The organism is Pseudomonas sp. LFM046 (genome assembly GCF_000949385.2).
GTDB lineage: Bacteria > Pseudomonadota > Gammaproteobacteria > Pseudomonadales > Pseudomonadaceae > Metapseudomonas.
In genome coordinates this window covers 3,785,936-3,807,949 of sequence record NZ_JYKO02000001.1, presented here as the reverse complement: position 1 = coordinate 3,807,949, position 22,014 = coordinate 3,785,936, and the positions used below count along the sequence as shown (strand labels likewise).

Sequence of the window (22,014 nt, the reverse complement as noted above, 5' to 3'; positions counted from 1 at the left end):
GGCTCAGTCGCGTTTCTTCATCAGGTGCGGGGACAGGCTGAGGTCGCTGCGTCGTCGTGAGCGACGACGGCACAGGCGCCAGGCGAGCACGCCGACCCAGAGAAAGAGCAGGCCGAACAGCAGCAGCACGATGGCCGCGCCGGTGCTTTCATTGAGTGGGCCGAGGGCCGGCGGACGGCCCAGGAGGGTGGCGGTGCCGGCCATGGCCAGCAACACGCCGAAACCTGCGAAGAGGGCGGACAGGGCCGCCGCAAAGCGCCAGCGCCAACTGCCGGGACCGCGCGGGCGCAGGCGGCGGGCATCAAAACCATCGGATAACTTCATCCGGACGTCCTCTTGCTTGATCGGGGTATGACCGGCCCCCGCTGGCGGTGGTTCCAGTCATACCCTTGGGCGGATGTCGCGGGATGTAACGGCGCGGGATCAGATCAGCGCCTTGGCCTGCGGCACCACGCTGGCGAAGTTGTCGGCGAGGGCGATCACCTCGACACGGTGCATTTCATCCGCGCTGATGACGCCGCCATCGACGGTCGGCAGGTCGCGGGTTGCGCAGGCCGCACTCACCAGCGTGCAGCGATAACCATAGTCCTTGGCGGCACGGACCGTGGTGCTTACGCTGGAATGCGTCATGAAACCGCAAACGATCAGGTCCAGATGGCCGATCGCCTGCAGGCGGTCGTGCAAGTCGGTGCCGGCAAATGCGTTGGGCAGGCGCTTCTCCACCACGATCTCGCCCGCCAGGGGGGCGGTCTCGGGCAGGTGCTCGCCGCGTTCGCCGCGCGGATCGAAGATGCCGCCGGGCACGCCCAGGTGCTTCACATGGACGATGGCGCTGCCCATGGCGCGGGCGGCGGCGAGGAGGCTGGCGATCTCGGCGAGGGCGGCGTCCAGGCCGGGCAGGGCGAGAACGCCGCTACGGTATTCTTCCTGGGCGTCGATGATCACCAGGGTGGCATTGTTCAGGCTGGCTGGCGGGTAGCCACGGCCGCTGAGCTGGAACATGGATTTCGGGACGGACATGCGAATCTCCAGGTACGACATGGCCACTATTGTCTGCCGTGCAGAGCAATAAGTGAACCATGGACCAAGGTCCAGTTGCTTGCCAGGACGCCGACGAGTCGCAGTGGCGCGGCGTTCGGGGCTGTGCGGGATAACCGTTCGTCGCCCGCTCCGGGCTGCCGCAGAACGGCAGCGGTGCTAGAATCTGCGACCCGTTTTCTGAGGTAGTCGACGTGTCCGAACCCCGCCTGCGCACCCTGCGTGATTACATCCGCTGGGCTGTCAGCCGCTTCCATGCGGAAAACCTGTTCTTCGGTCACGGCACCGACAACGCCTGGGATGAGGCCCGCCAACTCGTGCTGGGTGCCCTCCATCTGCCCTATGAGATCGCCGACAGCTATCTGGACTGCCGCCTGGAAGACGACGAGGCGGCGCACCTGCGTGAATTGCTGCGTCGCCGCATCGAGGAGCGCGTGCCGGTGGCCTACCTGCTGGGCGAGGCCTGGTTCTGCGGCATGCCCTTCGTGGTGGACGAGCGGGTGCTGGTGCCCCGATCCCCCATCGCCGAGCTGATTCAGCAGCACTTCGCCCCCTGGCTGCCCCAGGACCCGGCGCGCGTCCTCGACCTCTGCACCGGATCGGGCTGCATCGGCATCGCCTGCGCCCATGTCTTCCCTGAGGCCGAAGTGGTGCTGGGCGACCTCTCTTTCGACGCCCTGGAAGTGGCCAACCTGAACATCGAGCGGCACGGTCTCGAGGATCGGGTCTACACGGTGCAGGGCGATGGCTTCGATGGGCTGCCGGGCCAGCGTTTCGATCTGATCGTCTCCAACCCGCCCTATGTCGATGCCGAAGACTTCGCCGACATGCCGACGGAATACCACCATGAGCCGGAGCTGGGCCTGGCCTGCGGCAACGACGGGCTGGACCTGGTGCGCCGAATGCTGGCGGAAGCGGCTGATCACCTGACCGAGAAGGGCCTGCTGATCGTGGAGGTGGGCAACAGCCAGGTGCACGTGGAAGCGATCTACCCGGAAGTGGACTTCCTCTGGCTGGATTTCGAGCACGGTGGCCACGGTGTGTTCATGCTCAGCGCCAAACAGTGCCAGGAGCACCAGGCGCTGTTCCGCTCGCGGCTGAATCCCTGACCCGAACGGGTCAGTGGGTGGTGATCCAGATCAGCAGGCCGGCCTGGAACACCGCGAACACCACCAGGCAGGCGATGGTGAAGCGCAACCCGCCATCTTCGCGCTTATAGACGGCGATCCGTTCTTCCAGCTTGCGGATGTCCACTTCCTGGCGATGCAGGTTCTGGTCCGCCTGTTCCAGCATCGCGGCGGCCTCTTGCAGGCCCACCACCTGCACCTTCTCGCGGTGCCAGTCGCCATGCAGTTCGCTGACCCGGCCGGCGCCGTAAGTGGCCTTGAGCTGCAGGTTGTCCTGGTAGGTCACCTCGAAGCCCTGGGCCTTGAGCACATGGTCCCGGCGCAAGCGGGCTTCGTTGTCGAGGGCATCCTTGGCCGGCAAGGCGCCACCTTCCACCAGGTAGTGCGCCCAGCGCTGCCGGGCCCAGGCGATCCCCTGGGCCAGCAGGAATCGTCCCAGGCCCCGGTTCTGCGGTTCCAACTGCAGGCCGCTGTCCGGACCGAAACGGACTTCCTTGCCGCGGTGGTCGGCCCAGATTTCCAGCACATTCTGCTCCCTGCGGACCTTCTGCCCCGGCAGTTCGATCACCAGACGCAGCAGGCTCTGCTCCTTGCTGTGTCGCTCGACCCGGCCCAGCTCGACGAAACGCAACGGACGCGCGCCGGTTTGTCGGTCGATGGGCAGGGGAGCCAGGCGCAGCAGTTCGAAATGCTCCGCCGCCAGCTCCGCCCAGGGATGGGGCTGGGAATCGACGCCTTCGGCGCTGGGTTGTTCGGCTGTGCTTTCGGTCATCGGGGCGTTCCTGATAGATGCAGCGACGGCGGTTCTGGTACGTCCGTCTTGGGTTTTATCGGCTGCTGTCCGCGTTTCTGGAGTCCGTTAGTCCGTTGATGAAGGCGAGGATTCGATCACCCAGTTCCCGGGCCAGGGGCAGTTGCGGATCGCGGTAGGAAGCCAACTGCTGGTCCATGTCCATGGGCACGATGCGCAGCATGTGGTTCATGCCTTCGATGATCGCCAACTGGGCGTCGGGGCGAGCGGCCTTGAGTTGCTCGGCATCGGTGACTCCGACCTGGATGTCATGGCTGCCCTGGATAATCAGCGCCGGCATGTGCAGCCGGCCGAACACCTGGGCCGGCTCCTGGCGGAACAGGGAAATCAGGTAGGGCTGCACGCTGGGGCGGAACAGCACTTCCAGGGGCTCCGGCACCTCGGCCACCTGCTGGCCGGCCCGCAGGCTGCTCAGCAAGGCCTCGCTCTGGGCGAGCAGGGGCGGTGGCAGGCGGGTCTGCAGTTGCTCCCGTAGCAACTGGTCGATTGGCCGGGCGCTGCCGGCAATGCTGATCAGCGCATCGGCGCCGGCAGACTCCGCCGCCATGCTGGCAATCAGCGCCCCTTCGCTGTGGCCGATGAGGATGAGCCGGGAAAAGCGCGGGTCCAGCTTCAGGCGCTGACCCCAGGCGGCGGCGTCGGCGGCGTAGAGCTCGATACTGAGCTGGCGCTCGTCGGTCCCGGCGTCCTGGCTGGCGGCGATGCCGCGCTTGTCGTAGCGCACGCTGGCGATACCGTGGCGCGCCAGCAACTGGGCCAGCTTCTTCAGGCTGTCGTTGCGCCCGCCCAGGGCATTGTTGCCGTCGCGGTCGGTGGGGCCCGAGCCGGCGATGATCAGGGCCACCGGCACCGGTTGGTCGGTCTTCGGTCGCAGCAAGGTTCCGCGCAGGACCCCGCTGCCGGTGTCCAATTCGATGGGACGTTGCAGCACGCTCTGGGGCGCCGCCTGGGCGAGGTTGGCGAGGAGGGGGAGGGCAAGCAGCAGGTAGCGCAGCATGGGAGGGGTCGAAGTCCGAATTGGCGGGTTGGACGCGGCCGTCGCCGCCTGGTTCCAGGGGTGAACTGGCGGGGCGCCGCGGGTATACTCCTCGACCTTTGATCGAGGCCCATTTCTGCGGAGCACTGTGCATGTCCGGCAACACCTACGGCAAGCTGTTCACTGTCACCACCGCTGGCGAAAGCCATGGTCCGGCGCTGGTCGCCATAGTCGACGGTTGCCCGCCGGGGCTGGAGCTGTCCCTCGAGGACCTGCAGCGTGACCTGGACCGCCGCAAGCCGGGCACCAGCCGCCACACCACCCAGCGCCAGGAAGCGGACGAGGTGGAAATCCTCTCCGGTGTATTCGAGGGCAAGACCACCGGTTGCGCCATCGGCCTGCTGATTCGCAACACCGACCAGAAGTCCAAGGACTACTCGGCCATCAAGGACCTGTTCCGCCCGGCCCACGCCGACTACACCTACCACCACAAGTACGGCATCCGCGATTACCGTGGCGGCGGCCGTTCCTCGGCACGGGAAACCGCCATGCGCGTGGCGGCCGGTGCCATCGCCAAGAAGTTCCTGGCCACCCAGGGCATCACCGTGCGTGGCTACATGAGCCAGCTCGGCCCCATCGAAATTCCCTTCAAGACCTGGGATTCGGTGGAACAGAACGCCTTCTTCAGCCCCGATCCGGACAAGGTGCCGGAGCTGGAGGCCTACATGGACCAGCTGCGCCGTGACCAGGATTCCGTGGGCGCCAAGATCACCGTGGTCGCCGAAGGCGTGCCGCCGGGTCTGGGTGAGCCGATCTTCGACCGCCTCGACGCCGAGCTGGCCCATGCCCTGATGAGCATCAACGCCGTCAAGGGTGTGGAGATCGGTGCCGGGTTCGACTGCGTCGCCCAGCGCGGCACCCAGCACCGCGACGAGCTGACCCCGGAGGGTTTCCTCTCCAATAACGCCGGCGGCATCCTCGGCGGTATTTCCTCCGGCCAGCCGATCGTTGCCAACCTGGCGCTCAAGCCCACGTCCAGCATCACTACCCCTGGCCGTTCCATCGATGTGAACGGCAACCCGGTGGAGGTCGTCACCAAGGGCCGTCATGACCCCTGCGTGGGCATCCGCGCCACCCCGATCGCCGAAGCCATGATGGCCATCGTGCTGATGGACCACCTGCTGCGCCACCGCGCGCAGAACGCCGACGTGCGCGTAGAGACGCCGGTGCTCGGCCAGCTGTGACCGGCGGCGCGAACGCGCTGCCCTATTGGCGGCTGTCCAGTTTCTACCTCTTCTACTTCTCCCTGCTGGGCGCTACGGCGCCCTTCCTGGGCCTGTATTTCGCGCACCTGGGCTTTTCCAGTGCGCGAATCGGCGAGCTGCTGGCCATCCCCATGCTGATGCGCTGCGTGGCGCCCAATCTCTGGGGGTGGCTGGGGGATCGCAGCGGCCGGCGCCTGGACATCGTGCGCTTCGGCGCCTTCTGCACCCTGGTGACCTTCTCGCTGATCTTCGTCAGCCACAGCTACGCCTGGCTGGCGCTGATCATGGCCCTGCACGCGTTCTTCTGGCATGCAGTGCTGCCACAGTTCGAGGTGATCACCCTGGCCCATCTGCGGGAGCAGGCGGCGCGCTACAGCCAGGTGCGACTGTGGGGCTCCATCGGCTTCATCCTCACGGTGATCGGCCTGGGCAAGCTGTTCGAGCTGTTCAGCCTGGACCTCTATCCCTGGGCGCTGGTGGCCATCATGGCGGGCATCGTCCTCAGCAGTTTCTGGGTGCCCAATGCGGTGCCCCAGGCGCGTCCCGACGCGGCGGGGCAGGGCGGCTTCGTCACTCAACTTCGCCAGCCGGGCGTTCTGGCCTTCTATCTATGCGTGGGGCTGATGCAGCTTTCCCACGGGCCTTACTACAGTTTCCAGACCATCTACCTGGAATCCCTCGGCTATTCCCGCAGCCTGATCGGCCAGCTCTGGGCCCTGGGCGTGGTGGCCGAGGTGCTGCTGTTCCTGGTGATGGCGCGGATTCTGGCGCGCTATTCCGTGCGCGTGGTGCTGCTGGTCAGCGTCCTGATCGCCGCGCTGCGCTGGCTGCTGCTGGGCAACTTCGCCGACCAACTGCCGGTGCTGCTCTTCGCCCAACTGCTGCACGCCGCCACCTTCGGCAGCTTTCACGCAGCCGCCATCCATTTCGTGCAACGTCGTTTCGGACCGCGCCAGCAAGGCCAGGGGCAGGCGCTCTACGCCGCCCTCGCCGGCACCGGCGGTGCCCTGGGCGCGCTCTACTCGGGCTACAGCTGGAGCAGCCTGGGGCCGGTCTGGACCTACGTCATCGCCAGTCTCGCGGCACTTGCCGCAGCCGTTATCATTGCCACCCGATTGCAAGAGGAGCGGGCATGAATCGCCAACAACTCGCCCAGGAAATCATCGAAGCCGGCCGTTTCCTGTATGACCGTGGTTGGTCGCCGGCCACCAGCAGCAACTATTCCGCGCGGCTTTCGGCCGATCAGGCGCTGCTGACCGTTTCCGGCAAGCACAAGGGCCAACTGGGGCCGGACGACGTGCTGGCCACGGACCTGGACGGCAACAGCCTGGAGCCGGGCAAGAAGCCGTCGGCGGAGACCCTGCTGCACACCCAGCTCTACCGCTGGAAGCCGGAAATCGGCGCCGTGCTGCACACCCATTCGGTGAACGCTACCGTGTTGTCGCGCCTGACCCTGGCCGACTCCCTGGTGTTCGCCGACTACGAGCTGCAGAAGGCCTTCAGCGGTGTCACTACCCATGAATCCCAGGTGCTGGTGCCCATCTTCGACAACGACCAGGACATCGCCCGCCTGGCCGCCAAGGTACAGCCCTGGCTGGACCAGCACCCGGACTGCGTGGGTTACCTGATCCGTGGTCACGGCCTCTATACTTGGGGGCCGCGCATGAGCGACGCCCTGCGCCAGGTCGAAGCCTTCGAATTCCTCTTCGAGTGCGAGCTCAAGACGCTCTCGATCACCCAGCGCTGATGCTTCCTTCACACGAAGATGCCTGACTGATACCGGTGCCGTCCGACCCGCCAGAGAGCCGGGAGGCGGCCCGCAAGGAGTACCCAGATGAGCAGCCTGACCGTCTACCACGAATCCAGCCCCGACCTGCCGAACAAGGTCCTGACCCACCTGGACGACATCGCGTCCACCCTGGCCGGTGTCGGCGTGCGTTTCGAGCGTTGGGAGGCTTGCGCCCCCATCGCTCCGGGCGCGAGCCAGGACGAGGTGATCGCCGCCTACCGGCCGCAGATCGATCGTTTGATGCAGGAGCAGGGCTACGTCACGGTGGACGTGGTCAGCCTGACCAGCGACCACCCGCAGAAGGCCGAGTTGCGTGCCAAGTTCCTCGACGAGCACCGTCACGGCGAGGACGAAGTGCGCTTCTTCGTTGCCGGTCGTGGCCTGTTCACCCTGCATATCGACGACTACGTCTACGCCGTGCTCTGCGAGAAGAACGACCTGATTTCCGTGCCGGCCGGCACCCGCCACTGGTTCGACATGGGCGAGCACCCGCACTTCGTCGCCATCCGCCTGTTCAACAACCCGGAAGGCTGGGTCGCCCAGTTCACCGGCGACGACATCGCCAAGCGCTTCCCGCCGCTGGAAGACTGACGCCCCGCAACCGTTTCATCCGCGTCGCGCCGTAGGGTGGGCTTCAGCCCACCTTTCCTGCGCTCGGCCGTACCTGATTCATCTGGAGTTTCCCTATGCCCATCAAGGCCATTCTCACCGACATCGAAGGCACCACCAGCGCGGTGAGCTTCGTCTTCGACGTGCTTTTCCCCTTCGCCGCGCGGCACCTGCCGGAATTCGTCCTGACCCACGCTGATGAACCGGCGGTGGCGCAGCAGATCGATGCCGTGCGGGCGGAGAGCGGCGAGGCCGGGGCCAGCCTGGAGCGGGTGGTGGAAATCCTTCTCGACTGGATTGCCGAAGACCGCAAGGCGACGCCGCTGAAGGCGCTGCAGGGCATGGTCTGGGAGCAGGGCTACCGCGCCGGCCAGCTCAAGGGGCATGTCTACCCGGATGCGGTGGAAGCGCTGCGTCGCTGGAAGCAGGAAGGCTATGACCTCTACGTCTATTCCTCCGGCTCCATCCAGGCGCAGAAACTGATCTTCGGCTGTTCCGAGGCGGGCGACCTGACTCCGCTGTTCTCCGGCTACTTCGACACCACCTCCGGGCCGAAGCGCGAGGCAGCCTCCTACCAGCGCATCGCCGCCGCCATTGGTCGATCCGGCGAGGAGATCCTCTTCCTGTCCGATGTGGTCCAGGAGCTGGACGCCGCCCGTGACGCGGGCATGCAGACCGTTGGCCTCGCCCGTGACGGCGGCGTCCTGGACGGTCACGAGACGGTGGCCAGCTTCGCGGTGATCGATCTGACGCGCTTCTGACGCCACCCAGAATCGTCTGACAGAGCGCGAGGAAGGCTTCTGTCAGCCGATCTATCCTTGGGGTGACTGCATCCATCAGGGAGCGTCCCCATGGGTTCCTGCCTTTGCTTTGCTGTGTTCCTCCTTGGGCGGGGCCCGGCTGGGGCGGCCTGTGACCGGTCGTCGAACCCGGCGGCCCGGCCATGATCCGATTCATCGTGCTGATGCTGGTCGCGCTGCTGGCCCAGCCGGTGGTCGCCGATCAGAAGGCGGCATGGCAGGCCCTGCGCGAGGGCAAGGCATTCCTCCTGCTGCGCCATACCACGGCGCCCGGCACGGGCGACCCGGAAGGTTTCCGTCTGGGGGATTGCAGCACCCAGCGCAACCTCAGCGACAGGGGGCGCCGGGAGGCGCGCCGATGGGGAAAATTACTGGTGCGACGCAAGGTGGAGCAGCCGCGGCTCTACACCAGCAATTGGTGTCGCGCCCAGGACACGGCGATGGAAATGGGCCTGGGGGCGGTGGAGTTGTTGTCGGCGCTGGACTCCTTCTTCAAGGACCCGGAAAGCCAGGAAGCGCAGACGGATGAGATGCGCCAGGCCATCGAGAAAGTGCCCAAGGATCGGCCGGTGATCATGGTCAGCCACCAGACGAACATCGAGGCGCTCACCGGTGTTTCGACGCGAGACGGGGAGGGGCTGATCATCGAACTGCCCCTGGCCGATCCGCCCAAGGTGCTTGCACGAATCCGCCAGCCTTGAGCGGGCTCAGATCAACAGCAGCTGATCCTGTTCCGGCTGCAGCTTCACCCCTTCCAGTTTGAGCAGCAGCGCCTTGCGCGACAGGCCGCCGGCGTAGCCGGTGAGGCTGCCGTCGCGGCCGATCACCCGGTGACAGGGGATGATGATGGCGATGGGGTTGGCGCCGTTGGCGGTGCCCACGGCGCGCACCGATTTCGGCTTGCCGATGCGTTCGGCCAATTCGCTGTAGCTGGTGGTCCGCCCGTAGGGAATGCCCAGCAGGGCGTGCCAGACCTGCTGCTGGAAGGCGGTGCCGCGAGGCGCCAGGCGCAGGTCGAAGCGTTTCAGACGCCCTTGGAAATAGAGGTCCAGCTGGCGGCAGGCCACATCCAGCTCCTTTTTGGCAGGCTGCCAGTCCGGAGCCAGTTCCCACGGCTGGGCGGCGTCCATGTGCAGCAGTTGCAGGCCGCTGTCGTCACCCGCCAGCAGCAAGGGACCGATAGGGCTGTCCTGGTAGCGGTAATGCATCTTCAATTCTCCTCGGCGTAGCTCTGCCAGAGATAGACGGCGGCGTAAGCGCGCCAGGGCCGCCATTGTTCGGCGCGGTTGGCCAGGTCCCGCGCGCTGATGCCTCCTGGCCCCCAGAGGGGGGATTTGAGCAGGCCCAGGTCTGCGGTGGGGAAGGCATCCGGTTGGCCGAAGGCACGCAGTGCGATGTACTCGGCGGTCCAGCGGCCGATGCCGGGCAGGGCGCAAAGTCGTTCGATGAGGGCTTCGACGCCTGCCGCCAGGCTCAGTTCCAGGCTGCCGTCGGCCACGGATTGGGCGAAACGGCGCAAGGTGTCGACACGTTTGCCGGGCATGCCGATGCCGGGCAGCGGGTCGTCGGCGATGGCCTGCGCGCAGGGGAAGAGTCGCTGCGGGCCGCCTTCCTCCGCATCTTTCAGCGGTTCTCCGAGCCGTTCCACCAGGCGCCCGGCGATGGTCACCGCCGCCTTCACCGTGACTTGCTGGCCGATGATGGTGCGCACGCCTTGTTCGAACGGGTCGAAGGCAACAGGCAGGCGAAGGCCTGGGTAACGCGTGAGCAGGTCGTGCAGGAGCGGGTCGCGGCCCAGGTGGCGGGCGATGGCGGCGGGATCGCTGTCCAGGTCGAACATCTGCCGCACGCGCGGCGCCAGCTGCTGCTCCAGGCCCCGGGCAGACGGGCTCAGCTCCAGTTCCAGGACTCCGGGCAGCGGGCGCAGGCGGAACCAGCCGCTACGCTCGCCCAGGCGGAAGCTGCGGCAGTAGCTGTCGGCCGTCAGTTGTTCGACGCCGGGCAGGCGCCGCAGGGCGAAATGTTGCTGGAACTGCTTCCAACTCCAGGGCTCGAAGTAATCAAGGCGCATGGGCTCGGTGGGCTCGCGGGATTCAGGTAAAGGGAGCGATTGCCGTCAGGGTGCGACGATATTCTCCTGGCGCTGGAACGTCTCTGCAAAACTGACTTTCAAATTTTCCCGCACGGTTCGACCTGTCATCGAAGCCATCGTAGAATGCGCGCCTTTTCATGGGGCGGTGGCACCGTCCGCTACTACAGCCAGCAGGGGAGACAACCCATGAGCGACTATCAGGAAACTCTGTACGACGGTTACGGCCAGCGCTTTCGCATGGACAAGCTGCTGCACGAAGTGCGTACCGAGCACCAGCACCTGGTGATCTTCGAGAACGCCCGCATGGGCCGTGTCATGGCTCTGGACGGCGTGATCCAGACCACCGAGGCGGACGAGTTCATCTACCACGAGATGCTCACCCACGTGCCGATCCTCGCCCACGGCGCGGTGAAGAGCGTGCTGATCATCGGCGGCGGTGACGGCGGCATGCTGCGTGAAGTGCGCAAGCACCGTGATATCGAGCGCATCACCATGGTGGAAATTGACGGCACGGTGGTGGAAATGTGCAAGGAATTCCTGCCCAACCACTCCAAGGGCGCCTACGAAGATCCGCGCCTGAACCTGGTGATCGACGACGGCATGCGTTTCGTCGCCACCACCGAGGAGAAGTTCGACGTCATCATCTCGGACTCCACCGACCCCATCGGTCCGGGCGAGGTGCTGTTCTCCGAGAACTTCTATCAGGCCTGCCGCCGCTGCCTGAACGACGGTGGCGTGCTGGTGACCCAGAACGGCACCCCCTTCATGCAGCTGGGCGAAGTGCAGACCACCGCCAGCCGCATGGACAGCCTGTTCGTCGACTGGCACTTCTACCAGGCCGCGGTGCCCACCTATATCGGCGGCGCCATGGCCTTTGCCTGGGGCTCCACCGATGCGGAAATGCGCAAGCTGCCGGTGGAAACCCTGCGTCAGCGCTATGCTGGCAGCGGCATCGTGACCCGCTACTACAACCCCGAGATCCATGTCGGCGCCTTCGCCCTGCCGCAGTACGTGCTGCAGGCGGTGAACAAGCCGAGCAATGACTGAGTTGTCGGGTAGATGAAAAGGGGCCTAATGGCCCCTTTTTACTGGTTCGGCTTTGCGTAGGGTGGATGGCGCTCTTTCATCCACCAGCGATGCCCGGCCAGTTCTCCTGGGATTCAGGACTGAATCGAGTAGGGTGCGCTGCGCACACCGAAACCTCGGCACCGGCTTGCCGGTGCGCACGGCGCACCCTACGGGCCTTGAGCTTCGCCATATGAAAAAGCCCGGCACAAGGCCGGGCTTTTTCATGCAGCGATGGCTCAGATCTCCGCCGGCCGCACGTGGCCGAAGAGTCCCTGGGAGAACCGCACGCGCTCTTCCGGGGTTTCCTTGATGCCCTTGGCCTTCAGCTCTTCGAGACGAGCCTCGACGGCGTGGGCACGGTGGGTCAGGCCGCAGTCGTTGGCGATCTGGATGTTCAGGCCGGGGCGGGCGTTGAGCTCGAGGATCAACGGGCCCTTGTCCTGGTCCAGCACCATGTCGACACCGATATAGCCCAGGCCGCACAGCTCGTGGCAGCCGGCCGCCAGCTTCATGAAGCCGTCCCAGTTGGGCAGCTGCACGCCGTCCACCGCGTTGGTGGTGTCCGGGTGCTTGGCGATCTTGTTGTTCAGCCAGGTGCCGCGCAGGGTGAGCCCGGTGGCCAGGTCCACGCCGACGCCGATGGCGCCCTGGTGGAGGTTGGCCTTGCCGTTGGACTGACGGGTGGGCAGGCGCAGCATCGCCATCACCGGGTAGCCCATCAGCACGATGATGCGGATGTCCGGCACGCCTTCGTAGCTGATGCTCTTGAAGATCTGGTCCGGGGTCACGCGGTACTCGATCAGCGCGCGGTCACGGTGCCCGCCCAGGGAGTAGAGGCCGGTGAGGATGGAGGAGAGCTGATGCTCGATCTCCTCGCGGCTGATGATCTTGCCGGACACGGTCTTGTAGCGGCCTTCGAAGCGGTCGGCGATCACCAGGATGCCGTCGCCGCCGGCGCCCTGCGCCGGCTTGATCACGAAGTCGTTGCGCTCGCCGATGATCTCGTCGAGCTTCTCGATTTCCTTCTCGGTGGAGATGATCCCGTACATCTCGGGTACGTGAATCCCTGCCTCGATGGCGCGCTGCTTGGTGATGATCTTGTCGTCGACGATCGGGTACAGGTGCCGTTTGTTGTACTTCAGCACGTAATCCGCGTTTCGCCGGTTGATGCCCATGATGCCTTTGGCTTCGAGGGCTTTCCACGTCTTGAGCAGGCCGAACATGGCTCAGTCCTTCAGGAAGGCTTTGAAGCGGAAGAGTTCGGTCAGGCGGTAGCCGCGGTAGCGACCCATCGCCAGCATGAAGCCCACCATGATCAGCAGCACCGCCGGGAAGGTGAAGATGAAGTAGGTCAGCTCCGGTACGGTCATCAGCAGGTGTGCCAGGGTGGCCGCGACCAGGGTGCCGATCGCCACCTTGAAGGCATGGCCGCCGCCGCGTTCTTCCCAGGTGATGGACAGGCGTTCGATGGTCATGGTCAGGATCACCATCGGGAACAGGGCCACCGACAGGCCGCGCTCCAGGCCCAGCTTGTGGCTCAGCAGGCTGATGACCGCGATCAGCACCACCACGAACGTCAGCACCACCGATAGTCGTGGCAGCATCTGCAGCTTCAGGTGTTCGAGGTAGGAACGCAGCGACAGGCCCAGCGCCGTGATGATGGTGAAGAGCACGATGCCGAAGCCCAGCTGGGTTTCGCGGAAGGCGAGGGCGATCAGCACCGGGGTGAAGGTACCCAGGGTCTGCAGGCCGCCAAGGTTGCGCAGGATCAGGATCACCAGTACGCCGATCGGGATCATGATCATGATCTGGTAGGTCTGCTGGGTCTGCAGCGGCAGGCCGTAGAGCGAGTACTCGAGGAAGTCGGCGTCGGTGTTCTCGTCGGTCAGCTTGGCCAGGCGAATGGCGTTCATCTCGCTGTTGTTCATGCTGAAGGTCACCTGGACCTTCTTGCCGCCGTCGACGTTGATCAGGTTGTCGTCACCGGTCCACCAGATCAGGCGATCGCCCGGCAGGCCCTGCTCGCCGGTTTCGGGGTTGAAATACAGCCAGTTCTCGCCATTGAAGCTGCGCAGCCAGAGTTCGGGGCTCTGGGCCTGCTCGCTCACCAGGCGAATGGTATGGACGCGCTCCATCGGCACGTGGGCGATGGACAGCAGCAGCTCGATGGCCTTGGCCTTGTTCGGGGTGCTGGTGTCGCCAGCCAGCAGCAGCTTGACGTTGTCATCGTTCAGATTGTTGACACGCTTGATGGTCTCGCTGATGAAGGTCTCGACGTCGGCGGAGTGCTGGCGGATGGGTGCCAACAGGGCCTCGGCAGCGATCTTCTCGGGGCCTTCCACCGGGATGCTGTCGCGGAAGATCGGCCCCTTGTCCTTCGGCTTCTCGCCGCTGTAGCGCTTGGTCAGCACCAGGCGGTAGTAGAGGGTCTGGTTGCCACTGGCGCGACGCGCGGACCAGGTCACCTTACGGTTGCCATCGGTGCGGTTGATGCTCACCCCATAGTTGTTGGAGATGAAGCTCTCATTGAGGCTGACGTAGTCCCGATTCAGTGGCGGAACGAACATCTGGACCTTGATCGGGTCCTTGGGGCTCGCCTGGAATTCGACCTTGGCGTCGATGTTCCAGAGGTCGTCGGTCGCATCCTCGGTGATCGGGATGCCCTGGATGAAGATCTGGTAGGCCGTTATCAGAACGCCCAGGCTCACCAATAGGGTGATCAGGACTTTCAGATGCAGGGTAAGAGAGCGCATGTGGGTTACTCGTCAGAGTTTGCGTCGGTGGCACAGCCGGGTTTGCCGGCGGCGTATTTAAGGCTCGGGTCGACCAGTGCATCGAAGCGCTTGAGCGCCTCGGAACCGATCAGAAGCGGGTATTGGAATGCACTGCGGTCGGTGAGGTTCACTTCGATCTGCCGCAGGGCCTTGCCCATGCACACCTCCAGTTCGATGACCGGGCGTGCGGTGTAGGTCTTGCCTTCCTCGGGGTCGTAGTCGCCGGAGCGGCGCTTGATCTTGCTGATTCGCGCGAGGGGGCGTTCGATCGGGTGTTCGTGGGCGTCGTCGATGGCCAGGTAGAAACGTACCCAGCTTTCGCCATTCTTCTTGAAGCGCGTGATGTCGCGGGCACTGAGCGAGGCGGTCTTGGCGCCGGTATCGAGCTTGGCGGCGACGACGAGGTCGAGATCCTTCAGCCGGGCGTATTCATTGAGGCCGTAGACGGTCTTCTCGTTGGCGAGGCTCAGACCGGGTAGGGCGAGGAGGCAGGCGAAAAGGGCGAAGGGCTTGAGTGTCATAAGTCCTTTGAGCGTAAAGCGGTCATCGGTCCAGGAGCCCGGCTCACGGCCTTCTTGGCTGTTGCGCCTGGTCTGGGAGTCTAGCAGGCAAGTGAATGGCGCCCAGACTGGCGCTGGCGGCGCGCATTCTAGCATGCGGATTTTGCACCGCGACAGACGCATATGGTGCCAAAGACAGGTGTGTGGCTCAGTGCTTAGAATTTTTGGTTAGAAGCAGATTGTCGACAATTGTCAGATTGTTGTTTGACAAACGACCAGTGCGACAGTAGTTTTGCGCAACCGCTGACTAATGTGTCGACAATCATGCAGGCTACTCCCGAAACCCCCGCTACTGAACAACTGGACTCGGAAACCCTCTCCGAGCACGTCTTCCGGCGTATCCAGGCTGCCATCGTGCAGGGTGAGATCGCTCCGGGCAGCAAGATCTCCGAGCCCGAGCTGGCGCGCACCTACGGTATCAGCCGCGGTCCGCTGCGCGAGGCGATCCACCGCCTGGAAGGGCAGCGCCTGCTGGTGCGGGTGCCCCATGTGGGGGCGCGGGTGGTTTCCCTCAATCATGCCGAGCTGATCGAGCTTTACGAAATCCGCGAGTCCCTCGAGGGCATGGCCTGCCGCCTGGCTGCCGAGCGTATGAGCCAGGCCGAGATCGATGAACTGCGCCGGGTGCTGGATACCCATGAGCGTGACGAGGCCTTCCAGGCCGGTCGCGGCTACTACCAGCAAGAGGGCGACTTCGACTTCCACTACCGCATCATCCAGGGCAGCGGTAACAAGACCCTGACCAAGATGCTCTGCGGCGAGCTCTATCAACTGGTACGGATGTATCGCCTCCAGTTCTCCACCGTGCCGAACCGGCCTCGCCAGGCCTTCGCCGAGCACCACCGAATTCTCGATGCCATCGCCGACCGAGACGGCGAACTGGCCGAACTGCTGATGCGCCGTCACATCGGTGCTTCCAAGCGCAACATTGAGCGCCACTACCAGGAAGCGCTCGCCAACCCGTCCAAAACACGAGGTGAGTCATGAGTTTGAAAACCCCGGGCCAGCGCTTCCGCGACGCCATTGCCGAGGAACGTCCGCTGCAGGTCATCGGCGCCATCAACGCCAACCATGCACTGCTGGCCAAGCGTGCCGGCTTCAAGGCCATCTACCTGTCCGGCGGCGGTGTCGCTGCCGGTTCGCTGGGCCTGCCGGACCTGGGCATCAATACCCTGGATGACGTGCTCACCGACGTGCGTCGCATTACCGACGTGTGCGACCTGCCGCTGCTGGTGGACATCGACACCGGCTTCGGTCCCAGCGCCTTCAACATCGAGCGTACCGTCAAGAACCTGATCAAGGCCGGCGCTGCCGCTGCCCACATCGAAGACCAGGTTGGCGCCAAGCGCTGCGGCCACCGTCCGGGCAAGGAAATCGTCTCCACCGAGGAGATGGCTGACCGCGTGAAGGCTGCCGCTGACGCCAAGACCGACCCGAATTTCTTCCTGATCGCCCGTACCGACGCCATCCAGGCTGAAGGTGTGGACGCCGCCATCGAGCGCTGCCAGCGCTACGTCGAAGCCGGCGCTGACGCCATCTTCGCCGAGGCGGCCTACGACCTGCCGACCTACAAGCGCTTCGTCGATGCGCTGAACGTGCCGATCCTGGCCAACATCACCGAGTTCGGCGCCACCCCGCTGTTCTCCCGCGACGAGCTGGCCTCGGTGGGTGTTTCCATCCAGCTGTATCCGCTGTCGGCCTTCCGCGCCGCCAACAAGGCCGCAGAGGCTGTCTACACCGCCATTCGCCGTGATGGTCACCAGAAAGAAGTGATCGATCTGATGCAGACCCGCGCGGAACTGTACGACCGCATCGGCTACCACGCCTTCGAGCAGAAGCTCGACGCGCTGTTCGCCGCCAAGAAGTAACCGGACGTGGGCCGCTCCCCGAGCGGGGCGGCCCACGGAAAAACAAGACGCAAGCACCGGATTGAATGAGGAGAATTCCACGATGACCGCTTCCGCCGAAACCACTACTGCCTTCAAGCCGAAGAAGTCCGTGGCCCTGAGTGGCACCGCCGCCGGCAACACCGCCCTGTGCACCGTTGGCCGCACCGGCAACGACCTGCACTACCGCGGCTATGACGTTCTCGACTTCGCCAACACCAGCGAGTTCGAGGAAATCGCCCACCTGCTGGTCCACGGCAAGCTGCCGAACGTCGCCGAACTGGCGGGCTACAAGGCCAAGCTGAAAGCCCTGCGCGGCCTGCCGGCTGGCGTCAAGGCCGCCCTGGAGCAACTGCCGCCGTCCGCCCACCCGATGGACGTGATGCGCACCGCCACGTCCGTTCTGGGCTGCCTGTCGCCGGAGAAGGAAGACCACAACCATCCGGGCGCCCGCGACATTGCCGACAAGCTGATGGCCAGCCTGGGTTCGGCCCTGCTGTACTGGTACCACTTCAGCCACAACGGCAAGCGCATCGACGTGGAAACCGACGATGACTCCATCGGCGGCCACTTCCTGCACCTGCTGCACGGCGAGAAGCCGCGCGAGTCGTGGGTTCGCGCCATGCACACCTCGCTGAACCTGTACGCCGAGCACGAGTTCAACGCCTCGACCTTCACCGCCCGCGTGATCGCTGGCACCGGCTCCGACATGTACTCCTGCATCACTGGCGCCATCGGTGCCCTGCGTGGTCCGAAGCACGGCGGCGCCAACGAAGTGGCCTTCGAAATCCAGAAGCGCTACGACAATCCGGACGAAGCTGAAGCCGACGTTCGCGCCCGCGTCGAGAAGAAGGAAGTGATCATCGGTTTCGGCCACCCGGTCTACACCATCGCCGACCCGCGCAACAAGGTGATCAAGGAAGTTGCTCGCCAGCTGTCCGCCGAGCAGTCCAACACCAAGATGTTCGACATCGCCGAGCGCCTGGAAACCGTCATGTGGGACATCAAGAAGATGTTCCCGAACCTCGACTGGTTCAGCGCCGTCAGCTACCACATGATGGGCGTGCCCACCGCCATGTTCACCCCGCTGTTCGTGATCGCCCGCACTGCCGGCTGGTCGTCCCACGTCATCGAGCAGCGCATCGACGGCAAGATCATCCGTCCGAGCGCCAACTACGTCGGCCCGGAAGATCTGAAGTTCGTGCCGCTCAAGGACCGCAAATAAGATGAACAGCCAATACCGCAAGAGCCTGCCGGGCACTCAGCTGGACTACTTCGACGCCCGCGCGGCCGTCGAGGCGATCCAGGCGGGTGCCTGGGAAAAACTGCCCTACACCTCCCGCGTACTCGCCGAACAGCTGGTGCGTCGCTGCGAACCAGCGAGCCTGACCGCGTCGCTGGAACAGCTGATCTACCGCAAGCGTGACCTGGACTTCCCCTGGTATCCGGCGCGCGTGGTCTGCCACGACATCCTCGGCCAGACCGCCCTGGTCGACCTGGCCGGCCTGCGTGACGCCATCGCCGAGCAGGGTGGTGATCCGTCCAAGGTCAACCCGGTGGTGCCGACCCAACTGATCGTCGACCACTCGCTGGCCGTTGAAGCCCCGGGCTTCGACCCGGAAGCCTTCGAGAAGAACCGCGCCATCGAGGATCGCCGTAACGAAGACCGCTTCCACTTCATCGAGTGGACCAAGACCGCGTTCAAGAACGTCGACGTGATCCCGGCCGGCAACGGCATCATGCACCAGATCAACCTGGAGAAGATGAGCCCGGTGATCCAGGCGCGCGGCGGGGTGGCCTTCCCCGACACCTGCGTCGGCACCGACTCGCACACCCCGCACGTCGATGCCCTGGGCGTGATCGCCATCGGCGTCGGCGGCCTGGAAGCCGAAACCGTGATGCTCGGCCATCCATCGATGATGCGTCTGCCCGACATCGTCGGTGTCGAGCTGACCGGCAAGCGCAAGCCGGGCATCACCGCCACCGATATCGTCCTGGCGCTGACCGAGTTCCTGCGCAAGGAGCGCGTGGTGGGTGCCTACGTCGAATTCTTCGGCGAGGGCGCTGACAGCCTGTCGATCGGCGACCGCGCGACCATCTCCAACATGTGCCCGGAATACGGCGCCACCGCGGCGATGTTCTACATCGACCAGCAGACCATCGATTACCTCAAGCTCACAGGCCGCGAGCCGGAGCAGGTAGCGTTGGTGGAGAACTACGCGAAGACCCTCGGCCTGTGGAGCGACGCGCTGCAGACCGCCGAGTACGAGCGCGTACTGAGCTTCGACCTGGGCACCGTTGTGCGCAACATGGCCGGTCCGTCCAACCCGCACCGCCGCCTGCCGACCTCGGCACTGGCCGAGCGCGGTATCGCCGACGAGGCCAAGCTGCAAAGCGGCAAGGCCGAAGAAGCTGAAGGCCTGATGCCCGATGGCGCGGTGATCATCGCCGCCATCACCAGCTGCACCAACACCTCCAACCCGCGCAACGTGGTCGCCGCCGGCCTGGTGGCGAAGAAAGCCAACGCGCTGGGTATGGTGCGCAAGCCGTGGGTGAAGACCTCCTTCGCGCCGGGTTCCAAGGTCGCCAAGCTGTACCTGGAAGAAGCCGGTCTGCTGCCAGAACTGGAAAAGCTGGGCTTCGGCATCGTCGCCTACGCCTGCACCACCTGCAACGGCATGTCCGGGGCGCTGGAGCCTGCGATCCAGCAGGAAATCATCGACCGCGACCTGTACGCCACTGCCGTGCTGTCGGGTAACCGCAACTTCGACGGCCGTATCCACCCGTACGCCAAGCAGGCCTTCCTGGCTTCGCCGCCGCTGGTGGTTGCCTACGCCATCGCCGGCACCGTGCGCTTCGACATCGAGCAGGATGTGCTGGGTACCGACAAGGACGGCAACCCCGTCACCCTGAAGGACCTGTGGCCGTCCGACGAAGAGATCGACGCCATCGTCGCCGCCAGCGTGAAGCCGGAGCAGTTCCGCCAGATCTACATCCCGATGTTCGATCTGGGCAGCGTGCAGGAAGCGGAAAGCCCGCTGTACGACTGGCGCCCGATGTCCACCTACATCCGCCGTCCCCCGTACTGGGAAGGCGCGCTGGCTGGTGAGCGCACCCTGAAAGGCATGCTGCCGCTGGCGATCCTGCCGGACAACATCACCACCGACCACCTGTCGCCGTCCAACGCGATCCTGATGAACTCGGCCGCCGGTGAGTACCTGCACAAGATGGGCCTGCCGGAGGAGGACTTCAACTCCTACGCCACCCACCGCGGCGACCACCTGACTGCGCAGCGCGCGACCTTCGCCAACAAGGAACTGGTCAATGAAATGGCCGTTGTCGATGGCGCAGTGAAGAAGGGTTCGCTGGCCCGCGTCGAGCCGGAAGGCAAGGTCATGCGCATGTGGGAAGCCATCGAAACCTACATGAACCGCAAGCAGAACCTGATCATCGTTGCCGGCGCCGACTACGGCCAGGGCTCGTCCCGTGACTGGGCGGCCAAGGGCGTGCGTCTGGCCGGGGTCGAGGTCATCGTGGCCGAGGGCTTCGAGCGCATCCACCGCACCAACCTGGTCGGCATGGGCGTCCTGCCGGTCGAGTTCAAGCCGGGCACCACCCGTCTGACCCTCGGCCTCGACGGCACCGAGACCTACGACATCAAGGGTGACCTGTCGCCCCGCTGCGACCTGACCCTGGTGGTCAATCGCCGCAACGGTGAAGTGGTCGAAGTGCCGGTGACTTGCCGCCTGGACACCGCCGCCGATGTGAGCGTGTACAACGCCGGTGGCGTCCTGCAGCGCTTCGCCAAGGACTTCCTCGAGTCGTCCTCGCAGAAGGCCACCGCCTGATGCGATTGGGTTGAGCGGAGCGATGCCCCATGGGGTATCGCTCCGCTCAACCCGTCCTACGCGGCGCATACCAACCGCAGGTTGGTATTGAGCGCGGCGAAACCCAACAGAATTTCAGGACAGCGAATCCATGCCTCACGTATCCCAAGTGAAAATCCCCGCCACCTACATTCGCGGCGGTACCAGCAAGGGCGTGTTCTTCCGCCTGCAGGACCTGCCCGAGCGCTGCCAGGTGCCGGGTGAGGCACGCGACAAGCTGTTCATGCGGGTGATCGGCAGTCCCGATCCCTATTCCGCCCACATCGACGGCATGGGCGGGGCCACCTCCAGCACCAGCAAATGCGTGATCCTGTCCAAGAGCAGCCAGCCGGATCACGATGTGGACTACCTCTATGGTCAGATCTCCATCGACAAGGCCTTCGTCGACTGGAGCGGCAACTGCGGCAACCTGTCCACCGCTGCCGGCGCCTTTGCCCTGCACGCCGGCCTGGTGGATCCGGCGCGCATTCCGGAGAACGGCACCTGCGTGGTACGCATCTGGCAGGCCAATATCCAGAAAACCATCATCGCCCATGTGCCGGTCACCAACGGCCAGGTCCAGGAAACCGGTGATTTCGATCTGGACGGCGTGACCTTCCCGGCTGCGGAAATCGTGCTGGAGTTCCTCGATCCGTCCGATGACGGGGAGGAGGGCGGCTCGATGTTCCCCACCGGCAACCTGGTTGATGACCTGGAGGTGCCGGGTGTCGGTACCTTCAAGGCAACCATGATCACCGCCGGTATTCCCACGGTGTTCGTCAACGCCGAGGACATCGGCTACACCGGCACCGAGCTGCGCGAGCACATCAACGGAAACCCCGAGGCACTGGCCCGGTTCGAGGCCATCCGGGTTGCCGGCGCGCTGCGCATGGGGCTGATCAAGACCCCGGAAGAGGCGGCCACCCGCCAGCACACGCCGAAAATCGCTTTCGTCGCTCAATCCAGGGATTACGTGGCGTCCAGCGGCAAGACGGTCAAGGCCGAAGACGTCGACCTGCTGGTGCGTGCGTTGTCCATGGGCAAGCTGCATCACGCGATGATGGGTACCGCCGCCGTGGCCATCGGCACTGCGGCCGCCATTCCGGGAACCCTGGTGAACCTGGCCGCCGGTGGTGGCGAGCGTAACGCCGTGCGCTTCGGCCATCCGTCGGGCTCCCTGCGTGTAGGTGCGGAAGCCGCCAAGGTCGACGGCGAGTGGGTCGTGACCAAGGCGATCATGAGCCGCAGCGCCCGCGTTCTGATGGAAGGTTGGGTGCGGGTACCCGGCGACGCATTCTAAGGTTGCCGGCTCCGGCCAATGAAAAAGCCCGCCGAGGCGGGCTTTTTCATTGG

The 22,014-nt window shown here is 64.9% G+C and carries 22 protein-coding genes; 13 read left to right on the top strand and 9 right to left on the bottom strand.

The features are described 5' to 3' along the window. Positions 1 to 3: 3 nt before the first annotated feature. Together TQ98_RS17550 and TQ98_RS17545 are read right to left on the bottom strand one after the other, a co-directional pair. Positions 4 to 324 (bottom strand): hypothetical protein, encoded by a 321-nt coding sequence (locus TQ98_RS17550; RefSeq protein ID WP_044870194.1) that lies wholly within the window; start codon positions 322 to 324, stop codon positions 4 to 6. A gap of 99 nt (positions 325 to 423) precedes the next feature. Then, positions 424 to 1,020, bottom strand: a complete 597-nt coding sequence (locus tag TQ98_RS17545) for a cysteine hydrolase family protein (protein ID WP_103102997.1) — start codon at positions 1,018 to 1,020, stop codon at positions 424 to 426. A 212-nt stretch (positions 1,021 to 1,232) separates the two neighbouring features. Here TQ98_RS17545 and prmB point away from each other — a divergent pair, with 212 nt between their 5' ends. Continuing rightward, complete coding sequence (prmB, locus tag TQ98_RS17540; RefSeq protein WP_044870191.1) at positions 1,233 to 2,147, top strand: 50S ribosomal protein L3 N(5)-glutamine methyltransferase; 915 nt, start codon at positions 1,233 to 1,235, stop codon at positions 2,145 to 2,147. A gap of 10 nt (positions 2,148 to 2,157) precedes the next feature. Here the strand turns inward: prmB and TQ98_RS17535 are convergent, their stop codons facing one another. Together TQ98_RS17535 and TQ98_RS17530 are read right to left on the bottom strand one after the other, a co-directional pair. Further along, entirely contained in the window at positions 2,158 to 2,937 is a 780-nt protein-coding gene (locus TQ98_RS17535; RefSeq protein WP_044870190.1) for a hypothetical protein, read from the bottom strand. 55 nt (positions 2,938 to 2,992) lie between these two features. Continuing rightward, positions 2,993 to 3,973, bottom strand: coding sequence for an alpha/beta fold hydrolase (locus TQ98_RS17530; protein ID WP_044870189.1), 981 nt, complete (start codon positions 3,971 to 3,973; stop codon positions 2,993 to 2,995). 131 nt (positions 3,974 to 4,104) lie between these two features. Between TQ98_RS17530 and aroC the strand changes: the two genes are divergently transcribed. From aroC to TQ98_RS17500, 6 genes are all read left to right on the top strand, one after another. Further along, entirely contained in the window at positions 4,105 to 5,196 is a 1,092-nt protein-coding gene (gene aroC, locus TQ98_RS17525; protein ID WP_044870188.1) for a chorismate synthase, read from the top strand. Next, positions 5,193 to 6,353 carry an MFS transporter gene (locus TQ98_RS17520; RefSeq protein ID WP_103102996.1) on the top strand — a complete coding sequence of 387 codons (1,161 nt, stop codon included), beginning with the start codon at positions 5,193 to 5,195 and terminating at the stop codon, positions 6,351 to 6,353. Before aroC ends, TQ98_RS17520 begins: the two co-directional genes overlap by 4 nt. Next, positions 6,350 to 6,964 (top strand): methylthioribulose 1-phosphate dehydratase, encoded by a 615-nt coding sequence (locus TQ98_RS17515; protein ID WP_044870187.1) that lies wholly within the window; start codon positions 6,350 to 6,352, stop codon positions 6,962 to 6,964. Before TQ98_RS17520 ends, TQ98_RS17515 begins: the two co-directional genes overlap by 4 nt. 87 nt (positions 6,965 to 7,051) lie before the next feature. Continuing rightward, positions 7,052 to 7,597, top strand: coding sequence for an acireductone dioxygenase (locus tag TQ98_RS17510; protein ID WP_044870186.1), 546 nt, complete (start codon positions 7,052 to 7,054; stop codon positions 7,595 to 7,597). A gap of 95 nt (positions 7,598 to 7,692) precedes the next feature. Further along, entirely contained in the window at positions 7,693 to 8,376 is a 684-nt protein-coding gene (gene mtnC, locus TQ98_RS17505) for an acireductone synthase (RefSeq protein ID WP_044870185.1), read from the top strand. Positions 8,377 to 8,558: 182 nt separating this feature from the next. Beyond that, a complete protein-coding gene (locus tag TQ98_RS17500) occupies positions 8,559 to 9,116 on the top strand; it encodes a histidine phosphatase family protein (protein ID WP_044870184.1) in 558 nt (185 codons plus the stop codon). Positions 9,117 to 9,122: 6 nt separating this feature from the next. Here TQ98_RS17500 and TQ98_RS17495 read toward each other — a convergent pair whose 3' ends face one another. Then, entirely contained in the window at positions 9,123 to 9,623 is a 501-nt protein-coding gene (locus TQ98_RS17495) for a methylated-DNA--[protein]-cysteine S-methyltransferase (RefSeq protein ID WP_044870183.1), read from the bottom strand. Positions 9,624 to 9,625: 2 nt separating this feature from the next. Beyond that, positions 9,626 to 10,486, bottom strand: a complete 861-nt coding sequence (locus tag TQ98_RS17490; protein WP_044870182.1) for a DNA-3-methyladenine glycosylase — start codon at positions 10,484 to 10,486, stop codon at positions 9,626 to 9,628. 207 nt (positions 10,487 to 10,693) lie between these two features. On the opposite strand from TQ98_RS17490, the gene speE reads away from it, so the two are divergent. Beyond that, positions 10,694 to 11,554 (top strand): polyamine aminopropyltransferase, encoded by an 861-nt coding sequence (speE, locus tag TQ98_RS17485; protein WP_044870181.1) that lies wholly within the window; start codon positions 10,694 to 10,696, stop codon positions 11,552 to 11,554. A 257-nt stretch (positions 11,555 to 11,811) separates the two neighbouring features. Here speE and TQ98_RS17480 read toward each other — a convergent pair whose 3' ends face one another. From TQ98_RS17480 to TQ98_RS17470, 3 genes are read right to left on the bottom strand one after another with little or no spacing between them, the layout of a single operon-like run. Continuing rightward, entirely contained in the window at positions 11,812 to 12,798 is a 987-nt protein-coding gene (locus TQ98_RS17480; protein WP_044870180.1) for an alpha-L-glutamate ligase-like protein, read from the bottom strand. A 3-nt stretch (positions 12,799 to 12,801) separates the two neighbouring features. Next, complete coding sequence (locus TQ98_RS17475; protein WP_044870179.1) at positions 12,802 to 14,328, bottom strand: inactive transglutaminase family protein; 1,527 nt, start codon at positions 14,326 to 14,328, stop codon at positions 12,802 to 12,804. Between the two features lie 5 nt (positions 14,329 to 14,333). Further along, positions 14,334 to 14,870 carry an ATP-dependent zinc protease gene (locus TQ98_RS17470; protein WP_044870178.1) on the bottom strand — a complete coding sequence of 179 codons (537 nt, stop codon included), beginning with the start codon at positions 14,868 to 14,870 and terminating at the stop codon, positions 14,334 to 14,336. Between the two features lie 303 nt (positions 14,871 to 15,173). On the opposite strand from TQ98_RS17470, the gene TQ98_RS17465 reads away from it, so the two are divergent. From TQ98_RS17465 to prpF, 5 genes are all read left to right on the top strand, one after another. After that, on the top strand, positions 15,174 to 15,896 hold the full coding sequence (locus tag TQ98_RS17465) for a GntR family transcriptional regulator (protein ID WP_044870177.1): 723 nt from the start codon (positions 15,174 to 15,176) through the stop codon (positions 15,894 to 15,896). Continuing rightward, on the top strand, positions 15,893 to 16,777 hold the full coding sequence (prpB, locus tag TQ98_RS17460) for a methylisocitrate lyase (RefSeq protein WP_044870176.1): 885 nt from the start codon (positions 15,893 to 15,895) through the stop codon (positions 16,775 to 16,777). The genes TQ98_RS17465 and prpB overlap by 4 nt, the downstream gene beginning before the upstream one ends. Before the next feature lie 82 nt (positions 16,778 to 16,859). Continuing rightward, positions 16,860 to 18,020 carry a 2-methylcitrate synthase gene (prpC, locus tag TQ98_RS17455; protein WP_044870175.1) on the top strand — a complete coding sequence of 387 codons (1,161 nt, stop codon included), beginning with the start codon at positions 16,860 to 16,862 and terminating at the stop codon, positions 18,018 to 18,020. Position 18,021: 1 nt separating this feature from the next. Beyond that, on the top strand, positions 18,022 to 20,643 hold the full coding sequence (acnD, locus tag TQ98_RS17450; protein WP_044870174.1) for a Fe/S-dependent 2-methylisocitrate dehydratase AcnD: 2,622 nt from the start codon (positions 18,022 to 18,024) through the stop codon (positions 20,641 to 20,643). 130 nt (positions 20,644 to 20,773) lie between these two features. Next, a complete protein-coding gene (gene prpF / locus TQ98_RS17445; protein ID WP_044870173.1) occupies positions 20,774 to 21,961 on the top strand; it encodes a 2-methylaconitate cis-trans isomerase PrpF in 1,188 nt (395 codons plus the stop codon). Positions 21,962 to 22,014: the final 53 nt, after the last annotated feature.